This window comes from Glaciibacter sp. 2TAF33, assembly GCF_052114945.1.
GTDB lineage: Bacteria > Actinomycetota > Actinomycetes > Actinomycetales > Microbacteriaceae > Cryobacterium.
This window is the reverse complement of sequence record NZ_JBFRFS010000012.1, coordinates 141,095-158,703: the sequence shown is the minus strand read 5'-3', so window position 1 is coordinate 158,703 and position 17,609 is coordinate 141,095. Positions and strand designations below refer to the sequence as shown.

At 67.8% G+C, this 17,609-nt stretch carries 17 protein-coding genes; 7 read left to right on the top strand and 10 right to left on the bottom strand.

The window, feature by feature from the left end:
• Positions 1-213 precede the first annotated feature (213 nt).
• On the bottom strand, positions 214-1,272 hold the full coding sequence (locus tag AB4Y94_RS14240) for a hypothetical protein (protein WP_441728525.1): 1,059 nt from the start codon (positions 1,270-1,272) through the stop codon (positions 214-216).
• A 63-nt stretch (positions 1,273-1,335) separates the two neighbouring features.
• Complete coding sequence (locus AB4Y94_RS14235; protein WP_441728524.1) at positions 1,336-2,346, bottom strand: DUF2332 domain-containing protein; 1,011 nt, start codon at positions 2,344-2,346, stop codon at positions 1,336-1,338.
• A gap of 95 nt (positions 2,347-2,441) precedes the next feature.
• Here AB4Y94_RS14235 and pepN point away from each other — a divergent pair, with 95 nt between their 5' ends.
• The 3 genes from pepN to AB4Y94_RS14220 all read left to right on the top strand — a co-directional run bounded on the left by pepN (position 2,442) and on the right by AB4Y94_RS14220 (position 6,546).
• Complete coding sequence (pepN, locus tag AB4Y94_RS14230; RefSeq protein WP_441728522.1) at positions 2,442-5,003, top strand: aminopeptidase N; 2,562 nt, start codon at positions 2,442-2,444, stop codon at positions 5,001-5,003.
• A gap of 102 nt (positions 5,004-5,105) precedes the next feature.
• A complete protein-coding gene (locus tag AB4Y94_RS14225; RefSeq protein ID WP_441728521.1) occupies positions 5,106-6,122 on the top strand; it encodes a mechanosensitive ion channel family protein in 1,017 nt (338 codons plus the stop codon).
• 46 nt (positions 6,123-6,168) lie between these two features.
• Positions 6,169-6,546 (top strand): globin, encoded by a 378-nt coding sequence (locus tag AB4Y94_RS14220; protein WP_441728532.1) that lies wholly within the window; start codon positions 6,169-6,171, stop codon positions 6,544-6,546.
• Between the two features lie 4 nt (positions 6,547-6,550).
• On the opposite strand, the gene AB4Y94_RS14215 is transcribed toward AB4Y94_RS14220, so the two are convergent.
• The gene (locus tag AB4Y94_RS14215; protein WP_441728519.1) at positions 6,551-8,659 is read right to left on the bottom strand and encodes an AAA family ATPase; all 2,109 of its coding nucleotides are present in this window, start codon (positions 8,657-8,659) and stop codon (positions 6,551-6,553) included.
• A gap of 80 nt (positions 8,660-8,739) precedes the next feature.
• A complete protein-coding gene (locus AB4Y94_RS14210; protein ID WP_441728518.1) occupies positions 8,740-8,985 on the bottom strand; it encodes a hypothetical protein in 246 nt (81 codons plus the stop codon).
• Positions 8,986-9,124: 139 nt separating this feature from the next.
• On the opposite strand from AB4Y94_RS14210, the gene AB4Y94_RS14205 reads away from it, so the two are divergent.
• Positions 9,125-10,786 carry an FAD-binding dehydrogenase gene (locus tag AB4Y94_RS14205; RefSeq protein WP_441728516.1) on the top strand — a complete coding sequence of 554 codons (1,662 nt, stop codon included), beginning with the start codon at positions 9,125-9,127 and terminating at the stop codon, positions 10,784-10,786.
• A gap of 31 nt (positions 10,787-10,817) precedes the next feature.
• On the opposite strand, the gene AB4Y94_RS14200 is transcribed toward AB4Y94_RS14205, so the two are convergent.
• Positions 10,818-11,495, bottom strand: coding sequence for a hypothetical protein (locus AB4Y94_RS14200; protein ID WP_441728514.1), 678 nt, complete (start codon positions 11,493-11,495; stop codon positions 10,818-10,820).
• 69 nt (positions 11,496-11,564) lie between these two features.
• Between AB4Y94_RS14200 and AB4Y94_RS14195 the strand changes: the two genes are divergently transcribed.
• A complete protein-coding gene (locus AB4Y94_RS14195; protein ID WP_441728512.1) occupies positions 11,565-12,440 on the top strand; it encodes an acyl-CoA thioesterase in 876 nt (291 codons plus the stop codon).
• Positions 12,441-12,461: 21 nt separating this feature from the next.
• Here AB4Y94_RS14195 and AB4Y94_RS14190 read toward each other — a convergent pair whose 3' ends face one another.
• Positions 12,462-13,199, bottom strand: coding sequence for an anti-sigma factor family protein (locus AB4Y94_RS14190; RefSeq protein ID WP_441728511.1), 738 nt, complete (start codon positions 13,197-13,199; stop codon positions 12,462-12,464).
• A complete protein-coding gene (locus AB4Y94_RS14185; RefSeq protein ID WP_441728510.1) occupies positions 13,196-13,705 on the bottom strand; it encodes a sigma-70 family RNA polymerase sigma factor in 510 nt (169 codons plus the stop codon). The genes AB4Y94_RS14190 and AB4Y94_RS14185 overlap by 4 nt, the downstream gene beginning before the upstream one ends.
• 206 nt (positions 13,706-13,911) lie before the next feature.
• On the opposite strand from AB4Y94_RS14185, the gene AB4Y94_RS14180 reads away from it, so the two are divergent.
• Together AB4Y94_RS14180 and AB4Y94_RS14175 are read left to right on the top strand one after the other, a co-directional pair.
• Positions 13,912-14,373: a ubiquinol-cytochrome c reductase iron-sulfur subunit gene (locus AB4Y94_RS14180; RefSeq protein WP_441728508.1), complete on the top strand. Its 462-nt coding sequence runs from the start codon at positions 13,912-13,914 to the stop codon at positions 14,371-14,373.
• A gap of 5 nt (positions 14,374-14,378) precedes the next feature.
• Positions 14,379-14,882 carry a DUF2231 domain-containing protein gene (locus tag AB4Y94_RS14175; RefSeq protein WP_441728507.1) on the top strand — a complete coding sequence of 168 codons (504 nt, stop codon included), beginning with the start codon at positions 14,379-14,381 and terminating at the stop codon, positions 14,880-14,882.
• A 62-nt stretch (positions 14,883-14,944) separates the two neighbouring features.
• Here AB4Y94_RS14175 and AB4Y94_RS14170 read toward each other — a convergent pair whose 3' ends face one another.
• Genes AB4Y94_RS14170 through AB4Y94_RS14160 form a run of 3 tightly spaced genes read right to left on the bottom strand, consistent with a single transcriptional unit; the run spans position 14,945 to position 17,586 of the window.
• Positions 14,945-15,418: an acyl-CoA thioesterase gene (locus tag AB4Y94_RS14170; RefSeq protein WP_441728505.1), complete on the bottom strand. Its 474-nt coding sequence runs from the start codon at positions 15,416-15,418 to the stop codon at positions 14,945-14,947.
• A 9-nt stretch (positions 15,419-15,427) separates the two neighbouring features.
• A complete protein-coding gene (gene ettA, locus AB4Y94_RS14165) occupies positions 15,428-17,110 on the bottom strand; it encodes an energy-dependent translational throttle protein EttA (protein ID WP_441728504.1) in 1,683 nt (560 codons plus the stop codon).
• A 5-nt stretch (positions 17,111-17,115) separates the two neighbouring features.
• Positions 17,116-17,586 (bottom strand): DUF6993 domain-containing protein, encoded by a 471-nt coding sequence (locus AB4Y94_RS14160; protein WP_441728503.1) that lies wholly within the window; start codon positions 17,584-17,586, stop codon positions 17,116-17,118.
• Positions 17,587-17,609 lie beyond the last annotated feature (23 nt).

Genomic DNA, 17,609 nt, shown 5'->3' with positions numbered 1-17,609 from the left:
ACTGACATTTCCTCAGACCCTGTGGATAACTCCCCCGTGACACCAAACGTGACACCACATAGGCGCGCAACCAACCAGGCCGTTCGGCAATCCTGCGCGGTCCAGGTATCCATACATCCACCCTACGAACCACCACTGACATTTCCTCAGACCCTGTGGATAACTTCGCTCCGCACGCAGGACGCCGGACGTTCATCGAGGCAGTAAGGTCGATCAGCGCCCGGGCAGCTGGGCCCGCGAATCGCGTGCGCCGGCCTGCCAACGCCGCCGGGGCAACTGAGCGAGAAAGGAGAACAGGCGCTCCAGCGGCCCCGATCCGAACCACCACCGCCACGCGGCAGCGAGCACCAGCGAGGCCAGGGTCAGCCAGATCAGCAGCGGCCACCCCGGGTACTCGATGGCACCTCCGCCTTCGTCCACGGCGACCACGATCGCCAACGAGATGATCTGCACCGTATAAACGGTCAGCGCCATCGCCCCGAGGGCGCCCACCGGCCAGGCGACCGCCAGCGCCGCGCGTCCGGCCGCACCGCGTCGCATGGAGGTCGCCCAAAGCAGCGCGCCGATGACGGCGATGGCAACGCCGCCCGACCCGAACACCTCGGCCGTGGTGGAGGAATGAGCCTCGGCCGTGATTCCCGGCACCGCGCGCGCGGCGCCGTATCCGACGATCGCCGCCGCCGTCCCAGCGACCATCATGAACACCTGCGTTCGGCCCCGCGTGAGGCCCGATCGCGCCGCGGCCAACCCGGTCAGCAAAAACGGCATCCAGACCAGGGCCGGGTATGTGCCGTCGAGCAGGTAGTACTGCAGCAGATGCTGCGCCGGCGCGGCGTCGGCATCCGCTTCACCCACTCCGGCTGCCAGGGCGGGCGCTGCCACCGCGAGTGCGACCGCGAGGAGGGCCATCGCCCACCGGGGCAGGAACAGCGCCGGCACCAGCATCAGGAACATGAACGCGTAATAGTCCAGGATCACCACAACGCCGCTGTTCAACGACGCGAGGATGCCGCCCAGCAGGAACAAGCAGACCGCCCGCACGACGACTCCCAGCACGAAGGCCGCGCGGTTTCCACGTGCCAACGGAGACCCTGCGCCGCTCATGAGGCCGAGCGAAACCCCCGCCAGAGTCGCGAACAGCACAGATGAACGACCGTCGACGAGGAGTTCAGACTCGTCAGGCCGCGGAATCGTGTGGGCGACGAACATGCCGATGATCGCGAGCCCCCGAGCGACGTCCACGCCGATGATCCGCCCGCCACCGGACCGCATCAGTGCACGCTCGCGCATCATCGGCCGATCGGCGTCGTCACGGATCGGTGTGACGGATCGCCGTCACACCCCGCGAGCGTCATCGAGCCACTGCAGCGATCGCCCATGCGGTTGCGTGAAGGCCAGCGGCTCTCCATCGAGCGACAGCACGAAATTCGTGGTGTCAGTGGGCGGCGCAACCAACTTCTCCATCACGCCCGGAACAACGGTCTGGCCCTCATTCGCGAGCCAACGCACCGGCAGACGCCCCATCGTCGCGACGAATCGCCGCCGGTCGGCCTCGTTCAGGTAGGCCAGGACCACGGTATGAAACACCACAACGGATGCCCCGGCCGGCGCCCGCGCTACGAGCGCCTCGATCTCGGCGTTCAGGTCTCCCTTCACGATCTCCACCGGTTCGGCCCGCGCCACCTCGAGTGCGGCACCCAGCCGCACCCGACGGTCCTCGTGCTCGGGCCAGATCAGTGCCTCGAGCCAGGCGACGTCGTCCGGATCGTTCACGTCCAACGGGTTGAGATCGATGCCGGCGCGCCAGACGACCTCGGGCAGATGCTCGGGGAACGGCACCGGGCCGGAAGCCGCGCAATCGAGAACGACCGGGCTCGGTCCGTCAGCGGGATGCAGCATCCGTTCACTGCCGTCGGGGAGGGTGTATCGATAGCTGTAGCGGTCCGGGTGCAGGCACAGCCCGGCGGATGTCCCGACCTCGATCAGGGCGAGCGGACCGGGAATACCGGCGAGCGCGGGCACGAGCGTCGCGCAGCGGCCGGCCTCGTTGGTCTGGGTGGCGTGCGCGAGGCACACCTGCTCCACGTCGCCCCAGTTCTCGGCCAGCCAGGCGGCGAATTCGGGATAGCCACTGACCGACGCACCCCGGAAGCGAGCCGCACTGAAGACCAGGTTCGGCTGGCGTTTTGCAGGCGGAAGCCGGTTTATCAGTCCGATGGTCGCCCTGTCGCCGGCGACGCCGTGCGCCCAAGACTCGTAGCATTCGCTCATCCCCCGCGCCTCCACGTCGGCGAAGGCCCGGTAGCGGTCAGCCGTTTCCGCGTGCGGGTCCATGCTGGTTCTCATGCTGCAACACTAATCATGGCTAGGCTTGGGGACCGTGCACCGGCGCCATAAGAGCCTCTGCACTCTCACTTCCCCACGACCATTTGGAGACGCAGTTGCCAGGAGAAAACCTCACCCGAGTCGAAGCCCAGGAGCGCGCCGCTCTCGTCACCGTGCAGAGCTACGACGTGGCGCTTGACCTGACGACCGGGCCGGAAACCTTCCGCAGCGCGACCACCGTGAAGTTCGCGGCACAGCCGGGCAGCTCGACCTTCATCGACGCGATCACGCGCACCGTGCACTCCGTGACCCTCAACGGCGCCGAACTCGACCCGGCGACCGTCAGTGACGGCATCCGGATCCAACTCGACGATCTCGTCGCCGACAACGAACTCACCGTCGTCTCCGATGCGATCTACACCAATACGGGCGAAGGCCTGCACCGATTCGTCGACCCGGTCGACAACGAGGTCTACCTGTACAGCCAGTTTGAGGTACCCGACTCCCGGCGCATGTTCGCGGTGTTCGAGCAGCCCGACCTCAAGGCCACGTTCACGTTCACCGTCACCGCGCCGTCGAGTTGGGAAGTCGTTTCCAACTCCCCCACCCCGGCGCCCACGGACGCCGGCGACGGCGCATCGACCTGGGCGTTCCAACCCACCCACGTGATCTCCAGCTACATCACGGCGTTGGTCGCCGGCCCGTACGCCGTGGTGCGGAGCGAACTCACCTCCAGCGACGGACGCGTGATCCCGCTCGGCATCTTCAGCCGCAAGAGCCTGTTCGAGTACGTCGACGCCGACTACATCTTCGAGAAGACCCGGCAGGGCTTCGCCTACTTCGAGGACAAGTTCGACCACCCGTACCCGTTCACCAAGTACGACCAGCTGTTCGTGCCCGAATTCAACGCCGGCGCCATGGAGAACGCGGGCGCGGTGACGTTCACCGAGACGTACGTGTTCCGTTCGAAGGTCACCGACGCGATCAAGGAACGCCGCGTCGTCACGATCCTGCACGAACTGGCGCACATGTGGTTCGGCGACCTGGTCACCATGAAGTGGTGGAACGACCTGTGGCTGAACGAGTCGTTCGCCGAATGGGCGTCGACCATCGCCACCGCCGAGGCCACCGAGTGGACCGAGGCGTGGACCACCTTTGCGGCCATGGAGAAGAGCTGGGCGTACAAGCAGGACCAGCTGCCCTCCACCCATCCGGTCGTGGCCACCATCAACGACCTCGAAGACGTGCTGGTGAACTTCGACGGCATCACCTACGCCAAGGGCGGCTCGGTACTCAAGCAACTCGCGGCCTGGGTGGGAATCGACGCGTTCTTCACCGGAGTCGGCGCGTACTTCAAGAAGCACGCCTGGGGCAACACCGAGCTGAGCGACCTGCTCAGCGAGCTCGAGTCCTCCAGCGGTCGCGACCTGTCCGAGTGGTCGAACCTGTGGCTCGAGACCGCCGGCGTCAACACGCTGCGGCCCGAGATCACGACCGACGATGCGGGAACCATCACCGGATTCGCCGTGCTGCAGACCGCTGCCGCCGACTACCCCACCATCCGCCCGCACCGTCTCGCGATCGGTTTCTACGACTTCGATTCAGCTGATGGCCAGGGGCACGGCCCCTTGGTAAGGACGCATCGGGTGGAACTCGATGTGGACGGTGAGCGAACGGATGTCGCTGAGCTCGTCGGCCGCGCCCGCCCGGCCCTCGTGTTGTTGAACGACGACGACCTGGCCTACGCCAAGATCCGCCTCGACGAGGCCTCGCTGGCGGTGGCGATCGAGAACCTCGCCGCCATCGAGAGCCCGCTTGCGCGCTCCCTGGTCTGGGGTTCGGTCTGGGACTCTACCCGCGATGCTCAAACGTCGCCGCGCGACTTCGTGCGCCTGGTGCTGAACAACATCGCCACCGAGACCGAGTCGACCACGCTCCGTACTGTGCTCGGGCAGCTCGTGCTCACGGCGAGCCAGTACGTTGCCCCGGAGCACCGCTCAGCTGTGCTGGGCGAGGTCGGCGACGCACTGCTCTTGCTCGCCCGGAGCGCCGAGGCGGGCAGCGACGCGCAGTTCCAGTTTGTGAAGTTCCTCGCATCCGTCGCCAGCACCGGCGAGCAGCTGGACGCTGTCGCTGCGCTGCTGCACGGTTCGGCGCCGCTTGAGGGGCTCGTTATCGACACCGACCTGGCCTGGGAGCTGCTCATTTCCCTCGTCGCGGGCGGGCGGGCCGGCGAAGCAGAGATCGCTGCAGCGCTGGCGCACGACAACACCGCGACCGGCGCGCAATCCGCGGCGCAGGCCCGTGCGTCGATCCCGACCGCCGAGGGCAAACAGGCCGCCTGGGCGTCGCTCATCGATGTCGACACGGCACCGAACACGATCGTGCGGGTGACGGCGGCGGGGTTCCTTCGGGTCAACGACACGGCGCTGCTCGAACCGTTCGTGGAGCAGTACTTCGCCGTGCTGCAGCAGGTCTGGGCGTCGCGCGCGTATGCGATCGCGGAGAAGCTGGTCGTCGGCCTGTACCCGGCGCCGCTGGCCAATCGGGAGCTCGTTGACGCGACCCGCGCATGGCTTGACGCAAACGCCGAGCCGCACGCGCTCCGCCGCCTGGTCGTCGAGAGCCTCGCCGGGGTCGAGCGGGCACTCGCCGTGCAGGCTCACGACGCGGTGTAACCTCCGCTCGCGGTGGTCGAGCGTGTCGAGGCCCGGTCTCGACAAGCTCGACCACCGGCGCCTCAGCCTTTGCCAAGCGGGCCTCGGTAGACTGGTTTGCCTATGGACTTCGACGCACTGTGGACATCACTCTGGAACACTGACAACCTGGGCAAGTTGATCACGATCGTCGTGATCATCGTCATCGCGTTTGCGCTCCGCTGGGGCCTGCACTTCGTGATCCGGCGGGTCGTGCAGCAGATCGTCTCCGGCGCCAAAAAGAAGCAGAACGTGCAGGACACGCAGGCGCTGGTCGCGTCTCCGCTGGCGGCGGTACGGCTGGTGCAGCGGACGCGCACGCTTGGATCGGTGCTGACGAACATCGTCAACGTGCTGATCTTCGTTGTCGCCGTGCTGCTCATCATCAATACGATCAGCCAGACGGTGCTCGGCTCCTTCGCCCTCCTCACCGCCGCCCTGGGCGCTGGCCTTGGTTTCGGCGCCCAGAACATCGTCAAGGACGGCCTGAACGGCCTGTTCATGGTCATGGAAGACCAACTCGGCGTCGGTGACGTGGTCGACGTCGGCCCGGCGACGGGTGTCGTGGAGGCGGTGGGGATCCGGATAACCCAGATCCGCGACGTCAACGGCATCCTCTGGTTCGTCCGGAACGGTGAGATCCTCCGGGTCGGCAACATGTCGCAGGGCTGGGCGCGTGCCATCATCGACCTCGCCGTTCCGTATGACACCGACGTGGATGCCGTCCAGGCCGAGGTCCTCCGGGTCGCCGTCGACATGGCGGGCAGCCCGAAGTGGCGTTCCCGCATCCTCGAGAAGCCCGAGGTCTGGGGGCTGGAATCGATCTCCGACGAAGCACTGGTCATCCGTCTGGTCGTGAAGACCCGCACGTCGACCAAGGACGACGTGTCCCGGGAACTCCGCATCCGCTTGAAGAAGGCGCTCGACGAGATGGGCGTCACGCTTCCCTCGCTCAACACCGTCGTGCTCACCGGGTTCGACGGGGCCGCGAGTGTCTCCGGCGCCCGCCCGCCGCGCACGAGCCCGCTGCCGGTCCTCGAGCCCATCAAACCGGTGCGCAAGAAGCGCGTTTCGCGAGCGGAGGCGCCCCGTGGCAACTGAACCCACCGGAGTACACCTCCGCGACGGCGAACACGGGGACGCCGTCGTGCCGACCTTCTATGACCAGATCGGCGGCCGGGCGTTCTTCGAGAAGCTCATCACCGAGTTCTACCGCGGGATCGCGAACGATCCCGTGCTGCGGCCGATGTACCCGGAACAGGACCTGGGGCCGGCGACCGAACGCTTCACCATGTTCCTTGAACAGTACTGGGGCGGCCCCGGCACATACAGCGAGCAACGCGGACACCCGCGGTTGCGCATGCGCCACCAGCCGTTCAAGGTGAACCCCGACGCCCGCGACCGCTGGCTAGGGCACATGCGCGACGCCCTCGACACGTTCGACCTGCCACCGCTGCAGCGTGAGACCCTCTGGGACTACCTCGACCGGGCGGCGCACGCCATGGTCAACACGTTCGAGGAATAGGAAGCTAGTCCGGCAACGCCGGAGCCAGGTACGGAGCGGTCACACTCTTCGCCATGGTCACCAGCTGCCGCGGCGTGCCGACGGCCACGACGCGGCCACCCTTGTCACCGCCCGCCGGACCGAGTTCGATGATCCAGTCCGACGCTGCGACGACATCCATGTTGTGCTCGACCGCGATCACCGTGTTCCCCGTCTCGGTGAGCGTCTCGAAGACGTCGATGAGCGCATGCACGTTGGCCGGGTGCAGGCCGCCGGTGGGCTCGTCCAGCACGAAGATCGTGCCGACCCTCCCGGGGCGCTGAAGCTCCGTCGCCAGCTTGATCCGTTGCGCCTCACCACCGGACAGCTCCGTGGCGGGTTGCCCGAGGGTGAGGTAGCCCAGCCCGACGTCGGTCAGCACCCCGAGCGCACGGTCGACGGCAGGAACATCCGCGAAGAACGCGTGCGCCGTCGTGACAGGCATCGCGAGCACGTCTGCGATGCTCAGGCCGCGGTAGAGCACCTCAAGGGTCTCGGGGTTGTAGCGGGCACCCTGACAGGTGGGGCATGGCGAGAAGTCGTCGGGCATGAAGATCAGCTCGATGCTGATGAATCCCTCGCCGCGACAGGTCGGGCAACGTCCGCCCTCGACGTTGAATGAGAAACGGCTTGCCGTGTACCGGCGAGCCTTCGCGTCTGGAGTGGCCGCGAAGAGCTGGCGCACGGTATCGAAAAGCCCGGTATACGTCGCGAGGTTGGACCGTGGTGAGCGCCCGATCGGCTTCTGGTCGATCGAGATGATTCGCTGCCTGGGCTGCCCCGCCTCGTTGTCGGAATCGACCCGGTCGATGATTTCGGTGAGCAGTGATGATTTGCCCGAACCCGAGACACCCGTGATCGTGGTCATCACCCCCAGCGGAATCGTGACCGACACGTCCTGGAGGTTGTTCCGGGTCAGCTGGGTGAATTCTCGCCACGCCTGCGGCGTGCGGAGGGCGTGCCGGCGCGGCGGCCCGTCGGGGAACATGTAGCCCGCGGTCACGGACTCGCCCGCATCCTCCAGTTCAGCCGGCGGTCCGCTGAAGATCACCCGTCCTCCCTCGCTGCCGGCCCTCGGCCCCACGTCGACGATCCAGTCGGCTCGGCGGGCGATTCGAAGGTCGTGCTCGACCACGAGCAGGGAGTTGCCGGCGGCGATGAGCTCGCGGAGCGCGGCGTAGAGGGCCCTGGCATCCGCTGGATGCAACCCGGCGGACGGTTCGTCCAGCACGTAAAGCACGCCGAACAGACCGGACCTCAGCTGGCTGGCGAGCCGAATCCGTTGCAATTCACCCGGGGAGAGATCGACGCTGGAGCGGTCCATGGACAGGTAGCCGAGCCCGAGGCGGATGATGGCGTCGACGCGCCCGCCGAGATCCTTGACCAGGGCCCGGGCAGCGGATGCCGCCGGCGCGCCATGCTGGTCCTCCCCGCGGGCTTGCGTCCCAAGGCCCTCGTCCAGCACCTGGCGCAGCCGCGACAAGGGCAGTGCAATCAGTTCGGCGATGTCGTTCCCGCCGAAGGTGACGGCGAGCGCCTCCGGCCGCAGTCGCTTCCCCCGGCAGGTGGGACAGGCGCCCACGACCAGGTACGGTTCCAGCCGGTTGCGCTGGGACTCCGCCTCGGTCTTGGCGTAGGTGCGCATCAAGTACTTCTCCGCCGACTGCCAGGAGCCGTTGTACGGGCGCTTGTTCCCTCCCTCGCGGGCGTGGACGACGACCGTGGGTTCGTCATCGCCGAACAGGATCTCCCGCCGGACGGAGGGCGCCAGGTCTTTCCACGGCGAGTGGATGTCGTAGCCGAGCTCGTCGGCGATGCGCCGGTAGTTGACGCCCTGCCAGCCGCGGTTCGCCCACACCGCGATGGCGCCCCCGTCGATCGACAGCGACGGGTCGGGGACGAGGAGGTCTTCCGTGGTGGACCTCGCCACGCCCAGCCCGTGGCAGGTCGGGCACGCTCCGGGGGGCGTGTTGGGAGAGAACGCGGCAGCCGACAGGTGTTCTGCGCCCTCCGGGTAGGTGCCGGCCCGGCTGAACAGCAGGCGCAGCACGTCGGAGAGGGAACTGATGGTGCCGAGCGATGAGCGGGAGCTCACGCCGCCCCTGGCTTGTTTGAGCGCCACCGCAGGAGGGAGCCCGTCGATCGAATCGATGTCGGGCGCCCCGGCCTGGTCGATCAGGCGGCGGGCATACGGGGCGACGGACTCGAAATAGCGTCGCTGGGCTCCGCGAAGACCGTGCCGAACGCGAGCGATGACTTGCCGGAGCCGGAGACGCCGGTGAACACAACGAAGGCGTCGCGCGGAATATCGACGTCGACGTTCCGCAGGTTGTGTTCCCGTGCGCCCCGCACCCTGAGCCAGCCCGACGACCCCGGAGGGAGTTCAGAACTCGCGGTCACTGTCTCGCCGGTGGTCACCATCTGTCAACGCTAACAAAGCGGAAACGGGTTCGAGGAATAGGCTCGGGTCTCGGGTCTCGGGTCTCGGGTCTCGACAAGCTCGACCACCGAGGCACGACCACCGGGTCTCGACTGCCCGACCACCACGACAGGAGTCACGATGCCCTCTCATCCTCCCGAGGCCGATGTCATTGTTGTGGGGGCGGGCCTGGCCGGGCTGGTGGCCACCGTCGAACTCGTCGACGCCGGCAAACGGGTGCTGCTGGTGGAGCAGGAACCGGCGGCCTCGCTCGGCGGGCAGGCGTGGTGGTCGTTCGGCGGCCTCTTCCTGGTGGACTCCCCCGAACAGCGCCGGATGGGAGTGCGCGACACTTTTGAACTGGCCCGGCAGGACTGGTTCGGCAGTGCCGGTTTCGACCGCGACGAGGACTACTGGCCCCGCGCGTGGGCGGAGGCGTACCTCGATTTCGCCGCCGGGGAGAAGCGCGCCTGGTTGCACCAGCGGGGCATGAGATTCTTTCCGGTGGTCGGCTGGGCCGAGCGGGGCGGATACACGGCCCTCGGGCACGGCAACTCAGTCCCACGCTTTCACATCACCTGGGGTACCGGACCTGGCGTGCTGGCGCCCTTCATCACCCGGGTGCGGGACGGTGTCTCGGCGGGTCTGGTCACGGTACGGCACCGCCACCGGGTCGACGAGCTTGTAACGGTCAATGGCGCCGTCGTCGGCGTGCGCGGTACGACCCTGGCGGCGAGCAACGCCCACCGCGGCGAGGCGAGCACCCGCGACGCCGCCGGCGAATTCGAGTTGCGCGCCTCGGCGGTCATCGTCACCAGCGGTGGCATCGGCGGCAACCACGACCTGGTGCGCGCCCACTGGCCGGCGCGGATGGGCGCGGCACCCGGACACCTGCTCTCCGGGGTCCCCGACCATGTCGACGGGCGGATGCTCGGCATCGCCGAAGCCGCCGGCGCCCGCCTGATCAACGGCGACCGGATGTGGCACTACACCGAGGGGATCACCAACTGGGACCCGGTCTGGGCTGCCCATGGCATCCGGATACTGCCGGGCCCGTCGGCGTTGTGGCTGGACGCCACCGGCACCCGGCTGCCGGCGCCGCTGTTCCCCGGTTTCGACACCCTGGGCACGCTCGAGCACATCGTGAAGACCGGCTACGACCACAGTTGGTTCGTACTGACGCAGAAGATCATCGAGAAGGAGTTCGCGCTGTCCGGCAGCGAGCAGAACCCCGACCTCACCGGGAAGGACCTGAAACTGTTGGCGCAGCGGGTGGGGCCCGGCGCGCCCGGCCCGGTCGAAGCGTTCAAGGAGAAGGGCGCCGACTTCGTCGTCGCCGACACCCTGCACGACCTGATGGCCGGAATGCAGAAGCTCTCCCCCGAGGTGGAGCTCGATTTCGCGCAGATCGAACGGGAGGTCGTCGGGCGTGACCGCCAGCTCGACCACGATTTCAGCAAGGATGCCCAGATCAACGCGATCCGGCAGGCCCGGCACTACCGGGGTGACAAGCTGATCCGGGTGGCCGCGCCGCACAAGCTGCTCGACCCGAAGGCGGGACCGCTGATCGCCGTCAAGCTGCACATCCTCACCCGCAAGTCACTGGGCGGCATCGAGACCGACCTGACAGCGAAGGCCCTCGGACCGGGCGGGCAGCCGATCCCCGGTCTCTACGCCGCGGGCGAGGCGAGCGGTTTCGGCGGCGGCGGAATGCACGGCTATCGCTCGCTCGAGGGCACGTTCCTCGGCGGTTGCCTGTTCTCCGGCCGCACGGCGGGCCGGGCGGTCGCCGCCGCGCTGTAGTCGCGCCGCGCTGGAGCCCCCAAAGTCCAGCTCAGGCGCGGAGTGTCCACGGCTTGCGGCGCACCAGCACGTGCCCGCGACTCGTGCTCAGCCGGGTCCACGGGCCGGTCTCGTAGAGTGCCACGGGCTCATCCGCCGATAGGAACCCGAGGCTGAACGCCGCGAATCCGGCACCGGCGGGCACGAAGTCCAGGCCCTCCACCGGCTTCCCCCACACGTCGGAGCGCACCCGATGGACGATCTGCTCGCCGGTCCCGGCCGGTATGACGGATGCGACCTCGTCGATACCCGCGCGGGCCGCGTTCTCCAGACGGGCGGCATCCGTCTCACCGTGCGGGGCCCAGCCGCCCTGCGGAGGGGAGATGCCCGCCCAGGTGACGGTGCTGACCTGAAGCGGCACAGTCACCTCGACCGGCGACTCCACCGGCTGCGGAACAGTCTGCAGCCGGGCGATCCGATCGAGGAGCGAACGGATCGGCACCACGACGTCGAGCTCGACCGGCTCGCTCAGGGCGAAGGTGCGCAACGCGAGCACGGTGGGGCTGGCGTCAAGAAGCCCCCGCGGGTACAGGATCGCCGTGTAGACGGCGAGCACCCCGGCGGCCGAGACCAGGCGCACCGAACCGTCCTCCACCCTGCTGGCGCGCGACAAGTAGACCTGAAGGTCACCGAGGGAAAGGGAATCTGTGAGGGAAAATGACTGGCTCATCTGCTGTCTAAACTACCAAGGTACGCAGAGGTTCATGCCGGCCCGGCCCGGGTCGCCTGAGGAGGCCACGTGGATACACCCCTGGAGGGCTTGGTTGCCGCCCTCGACCTGACCGACACCGGAGCGCGAACCAGCGAGGACATCTTCACCGGCCCCTCGCAGTGGATGCCGCTCGGCCGGGTTTTCGGCGGCCAGGTGCTGGCGCAGTCCCTGGTCGCGGCCATGCGCACCGTGCCAGACGACCGTACGGTGCACTCCATGCACGGCTACTTCCTGCGCCCCGGCGATGTGGAGCAGCCGATCACGTTCTCGGTGGACCGCATCCACGACGGCCGCTCGTTCTCGACCCGGCGCACCCAGGCGTACCAGGACGGCCTGCCGATCCTGTCGATGATCGCGTCGTTCCAGGACCACGACACCGGACTGGAACACCAGATCGAGATGCCGGACGACATCCCGGACCCTGACACGCTCCCCACCACCGCTGAGCTGCTCGGCCACATCGACCACTCCGTCGCCCGGCACTGGGCGAATGACCGCCCATTCGACATGCGTCACCTGCCGTCGCCGATCTACCTCAGGGTGAACGGCGAACGCACCGCGAAGCAAGCGGTGTGGATGAAGACATTCGGCACCCTCCCGGAAGACCCCGACCTGCACCGGGCCGCACTCGCGTATGCCAGTGACTATTCGATCATGGAACCCGTGTTGCGCCGGCACGGCATCGCCTGGGCAAGCCCCGGCCTCAAGGTGGCCAGCCTGGACCACGCGATGTGGTGGCACCGCTTCGCCCGGGTCGACGAGTGGCTGCTCTACGTGCAGGATTCCCCATCGGCCCAGGGCGGCCGCGGCCTGTCCACCGGCAGCATCTTCAACCGGTCAGGCGACCTGGTCGCGACCGTCGCGCAGGAGGGCATGATCCGGGTCCCACCGGGCACCGAGTAGCCCCGCGGGCGGCGGGGGTGCCTACCCGTCGGCCAGGCGGGATTCGAGCAGCACCTGGCCGGTGGCCACCGAGCGGATGTCGACAGCCGCGATGTCCCGCGCCCGCAGCCAGGTGGTCCCAACCGCTTCAACGGTGCTGCCCGGCTTGGCCAGCCAGGTCGCGACTTCACTCCGCTGCCCCTGCCGGTCGGTCACATACATCGCGTAGGCCTGCGCGCCGGAGGCGTACAGGGTCTCGGCGTACGCGCAGTTCGAATCGATCCGCGTGCCCCAGGCATGGTCGGCCAGGGTCACCTCCGCGCTGAGCGGACTGGGCACGACCTGCTCCAGCACCGCGGTGACAGCCTGCGGCGCGGCCGGCGCCGGGTTGGCGGCAATCCAGCCGGGCAGGACCAGGGCCAGCGACGCGGCCAACCCCGCCGTCACCGTGACAACTCCCGCGAACACAGCGCGCGAACGTCGACGCTGGGTCTTCGCGGCCGCCAGCAACCTCGGCAGGCTGGCGGCCGGCATCCGCTCTCGCTCCTCGTCGTGTGTGGGCGCACCGGCCGCGCTGCGGGCCGGGTCAGCGGCGCCGGCGGCGACGGCCTGCGCGACGGGCACGGCGGCGAGGAGACCCGGCATGCCGGCGAGCTCGGCCACCTGGTCGCGGCACGCGTCGCACGCGGCGAGGTGCCGTTCGTACTCACGGCGCTCATCGGCGGAGAGGGCGCCGATCACGTATGCGGCGTCCCAGTCGCTGTAGCGGTCGTCCATCATGGTTCGGTCACCCCGCGCTCCTGCAGGTCGAGCCGGAGGGCACGCAGCGCGTAGTGAAGCCGGGATTTGACGGTGCCGGCCGGAATATCCAGAAGCGCGGCCGTCTCGGCCACCGATCGACCCTGGTAGTACGCGCACACCACCACGGCACGGTGCTCGACGGACAATCCGGCCAGGGCGTCGGCGATCAGCCACGCGTCCAGCACGGCGTCGGTCTGGTCGGCGGCGGCCCGCTCGGGCATCGGGTCGGCGCCGAACTCGTGCAGCGCACGAGCCGAACGGCGGTCGTCGATGACCAGGTTGCGGGCAACGGTGAACAACCATGCCCTGGCGCTGGACTCCGACTGGTCGAGGACCTGCGGCCGCCGCCACGCCCGGAGCAACGTCTCCTGCACGATGTCATCGGCGAGGCCCTCGTCGTGGGTGAGGTGCACGACATACCGCCAGATCGCCGGGGCATGCTCGTCGTGGAGAGCCCGCAGCAACTCGGTGCGTTGGTCCGTCATGCCACACCTCCATCGTTAACACGAGACTCGGAGTCTCCCGGTTCAATCCGCACGCCGCGATGAACCGAACGACACGCTGTCTCGTGGTTATGGAGAGCAGTGGCCCGCGCAGTGCAAACCTACTCCGGACGTGCGCGGACGTGCCCACGGCCCGGCGACGAGCACGACGACGAGCACGATGACGAGCACGATGACAAGGAGAACCAATGACCCAGCCACCTGATGTCTCGCGACGCACCCTCATCGTCATGGGAGGAGCCGGCACCGCGCTGGCACTGGCGGGGTGCAGCGCTGCGGCATCACGCGGCGTGGGCAGTGACGGCGGGGGCGCTGGCGGCGGCAGTGGCGGTCCCGGGTCGGGCGGCGCGGCCGGCTCCCGGGTGCAAGTGGCCAAGCTCACCGATGTTCCCGTCGGCGGATCCATCTCGGCCACCCTCTCCGGGGCTCCGATCCTTCTCTCGCAACCCACGGCCGGCGAGGTCCTGGCTTTCACCGCCATCTGCACCCATCAGGGTTGTGTCGTCGAGCCGGCGAAGGCTGAATTCGACTGCCCCTGCCACCAGTCGCGCTTCGATGCGACGACGGGCGAAGTCCTCAGCGGGCCGGCGCCGCGAGCACTCAAGAAGATCCCGGTGACCGTCACCGGGGACGCGATCATGGCTGGATAGGGAACATGGACATCTACGTCGTCAACGGCCTTCCACTGCACGTCCTGCTGGTCCACGCGGTGGTGATCCTGGTTCCGCTCACGGCCCTCTGCGTCGTGCTGGCCGCGGTGTGGCCGGCCATGCGGCGTCGAATCGGAATCGTCAATGCACTGCTGGGCCTGGCGTTGATCGGTCTGATTCCACTGACCACCATGGCCGGCCAATGGCTCAGGGATCGGGTGCCGGACACCCCGTTGATCGCGAAACACGCGGACCTCGGTGGCGCGCTGTGGCCCTGGACGTTGTCGCTCGGCATCCTCGGCATTGTCACCTGGCTGTGGTACTTCGTCAGCGACCGACGGGACCGCCGCCGCACCACGCGCGGGGACGCGCGGCGGGTGGTAGCGGTCGTGATCGCCGTCGCCGCGATCGGCATCGGGGGCTTCGCGACGTGGCAAACCGTTCAGGTGGGTGAAGCCGGATCCCGGGCCATCTGGCAGAACTCGTTCAGCGAGACGCCACTGCCATGACCGGGCCGTCCCGCGCCGTCGGCCCACGCGAGAGGGCCGGTGCGGAAAGGTCAGCGCCAGCTTCAGCGGCGGGAGAACTGGACCGGCTCGTCGAGGTACGGCGTCCAGGCGGCGCGCTCGATGTCGTTGATCTTGCGCGGCCGCTCTGACGCGGCGTCGACCATCACGATGGTCGTGTTCGCGCGGGCATAGAGCACGTCGGGTTCGACGCCCTCCGGGCTTCTCACCTCGTAACACACGTCGAGGCTGGCGCCGCCGAGCTTACCGAGCCACAGTTGCACGTCCAGTGGTTGCCGCATGTAGGGAACCGGCGCCAGGTACTCGACCTCCTGCCGGGCGATCAGCGTGAGCGTGGCGGCGCCGGGACGGCCGTCGAGCACCGCTGTGCTGGCGCCGACGGCCGAACCGCCGTCGTCGGTCACCCAGAACGCCTGGATGCGCGCCTCCTCGAGGAGGCGCAGCATCTCGGCGTTATTGACGTGGCCGTAGGCGTCGAGGTCTGACCAGCGCAACCGGATCGGGACATGGAGCTTCATGACCGCAGCCTAGTCACGGGTGAGCTTCCGGTAAGCAGAGCGGTGCGGCTTCGCGGCGTCGGCGCCGAGGCGCTCGATCTTGTTCTGCTCATACGATTCGAAGTTGCCCTCGAACCAGTACCAGTTGGCCGGGTCCTCCTCCGTGCCCTCATAGGCGAGGATGTGCGTGGCGATGCGGTCGAGGAACCACCGGTCGTGCGTGATGACGACGGCGCAGCCGGGGAACTCGAGCAGTGCGTTCTCCAGCGAACCGAGGGTTTCGACGTCGAGGTCGTTTGTCGGTTCGTCGAGCATCAGGAGGTTGCCGCCCTGTTTGAGCGTGAGGGCCAGGTTCAACCGGTTGCGCTCTCCACCGGAGAGTACGCCGGCCTTCTTCTGCTGGTCGGGTCCCTTGAAGCCGAAGGTCGAAACGTACGCGCGGGACGGGATCTCGCTCTTCCCGACCTGGATGTAGTCCTGGCCGTCGGAAACGACCTCCCACAATGACTTGTTCGGGTCGATGCCGCCGCGTTCCTGGTCGACGTAGGAGATGTCGACCGTTTCGCCGACCTTGAGCTCCCCGCCGTCCAGCGGTTCCTTGGCAACGATCGTCTTGAACAACGTCGTCTTGCCCACACCGTTCGGACCGATGACGCCGACGATGCCGTTTCGCGGCAGGGTGAACGACAGGTCTTCAATGAGCACGCGGTCGCCGAAGCCCTTCTTGAGCTTCTTCGCGTCGATGACCTGGGCGCCCAGGCGCGGACCGACCGGAATCTGGATCTCCTCGAAGTCGAGCTTGCGCGTGCGCTCGGCTTCGGTGACCATCTCCTCGTAGCGGGCCAGGCGCGCCTTGGACTTGGCCTGGCGTCCCTTCGCGTTGGAGCGGACCCAGTCGAGTTCCTCAGCGAGGCGCTTGGACAGCTTGGCGTCCTTCTTGCCCTGCACCTGCAGGCGCTCCTGCTTCTTCTCCAGGTAGGTGGAGTAGTTGCCCTCGTACGGGTACAGGTGGCCGCGGTCGACTTCGGCGATCCATTCGGCGACGTGGTCGAGGAAGTACCGGTCGTGGGTGACGGCGAGCACGGCGCCGGGGTACTTGGCGAGGTGCTGCTCGAGCCAGAGCACACTTTCGGCGTCGAGGTGGTTGGTTGGTTCGTCGAGCAGCAACAGGTCTGGCTTCTGCAGCAACAGCTTGGTCAGCGCCACCCGGCGCTTCTCACCACCGGAGAGATTCGCGACTTCGTAGTCCCCAGGTGGGGTACGGAGCGCATCCATCGCCTGCTCGAGCTGGGAGTCGAGGTCCCAGGCATCCGCGTGGTCGATCTCCTCCTGGAGCACGCCCATCTCAGCCAGCAGAGCGTCGAAGTCGGCGTCGGGTTCAGCCATCGCCAGCGAGATCTCGTTGAACCGGTCGACCTTCGCCTTGATCTCGCCGACGCCCTCCTGCACGTTTTCGAGTACGGTCTTGGTCTCATCGAGTTCGGGCTCCTGCATCAGGATGCCGACACTGTAGCCGGGGCTCAGTTTGGCTTCGCCGTTGCTCGGGGTGTCCAGTCCCGCCATGATCTTGAGGATCGTGGACTTACCGGCGCCGTTCGGCCCGACAATGCCGATCTTGGCGCCGGGGAAGAATGACATCGTGACGTCGTCGAGGATGAGCTTGTCGCCAACCGCCTTGCGAGCGCGGACCATCGTGTAAATAAATTCGGCCATAATACCTACCAGTCTATTTGGCGCGTCGCCCCGACGAGACACCGCCCTGTCCCGAGGAGTGGCGCGACCATGCTGTGGAAGCCGTCGCTGGCCGGTCCGTGCTGCCCGATGAGGCATTCGCCGTTGAAACGCACCGCGAACTGGATGGAATCGGCAGCCAGGTTGGCGGCGGTGGTGTCGAATGTCACTTCCATCTGCGTCTTGTCGAACCCCGCGGCGGCGAGGGCGTCGATGAACGCGCGCCCGTCGGCGGACGGATTCGCTGCGAGCGCCCCCGCCGAGACCGAATCGAAGTACGCCAGGTTTTCCGACGCACTCAGCATGGGCTTGACGGTGGGCACCGCGGCCGTCGTCGGTCCCGGTGAGACGACGTCTGGGACGGTCGACGACGGATGCGGCCCGGGCGGTGTCGGCGCGCACCCCGACAGCACCAGTCCGAGCAGCACTCCCCCGGCGAGCAGCGAGCCGGAGAGCACGGAGAATGTCGATATCCGCCGGC

Excerpts from the sequence above, each read along its gene's own strand:
- AB4Y94_RS14240 (WP_441728525.1), bottom strand. The coding sequence starts at position 1,272 with ATGCGGTCCGGTGGCGGGCGGATCATCGGCGTGGACGTCGCTCGGGGG.
- AB4Y94_RS14235 (WP_441728524.1), bottom strand. The coding sequence starts at position 2,346 with ATGAGAACCAGCATGGACCCGCACGCGGAAACGGCTGACCGCTACCGG.
- AB4Y94_RS14225 (WP_441728521.1), top strand. The coding sequence starts at position 5,106 with ATGGACTTCGACGCACTGTGGACATCACTCTGGAACACTGACAACCTG.
- AB4Y94_RS14210 (WP_441728518.1), bottom strand. The coding sequence starts at position 8,985 with ATGGTGACCACCGGCGAGACAGTGACCGCGAGTTCTGAACTCCCTCCG.
- AB4Y94_RS14205 (WP_441728516.1), top strand. The coding sequence starts at position 9,125 with ATGCCCTCTCATCCTCCCGAGGCCGATGTCATTGTTGTGGGGGCGGGC.
- AB4Y94_RS14200 (WP_441728514.1), bottom strand. The coding sequence starts at position 11,495 with ATGAGCCAGTCATTTTCCCTCACAGATTCCCTTTCCCTCGGTGACCTT.
- AB4Y94_RS14190 (WP_441728511.1), bottom strand. The coding sequence starts at position 13,199 with ATGATGGACGACCGCTACAGCGACTGGGACGCCGCATACGTGATCGGC.
- AB4Y94_RS14185 (WP_441728510.1), bottom strand. The coding sequence starts at position 13,705 with ATGACGGACCAACGCACCGAGTTGCTGCGGGCTCTCCACGACGAGCAT.
- AB4Y94_RS14180 (WP_441728508.1), top strand. The coding sequence starts at position 13,912 with ATGACCCAGCCACCTGATGTCTCGCGACGCACCCTCATCGTCATGGGA.
- AB4Y94_RS14175 (WP_441728507.1), top strand. The coding sequence starts at position 14,379 with ATGGACATCTACGTCGTCAACGGCCTTCCACTGCACGTCCTGCTGGTC.
- AB4Y94_RS14170 (WP_441728505.1), bottom strand. The coding sequence starts at position 15,418 with ATGAAGCTCCATGTCCCGATCCGGTTGCGCTGGTCAGACCTCGACGCC.
- ettA (WP_441728504.1), bottom strand. The coding sequence starts at position 17,110 with ATGGCCGAATTTATTTACACGATGGTCCGCGCTCGCAAGGCGGTTGGC.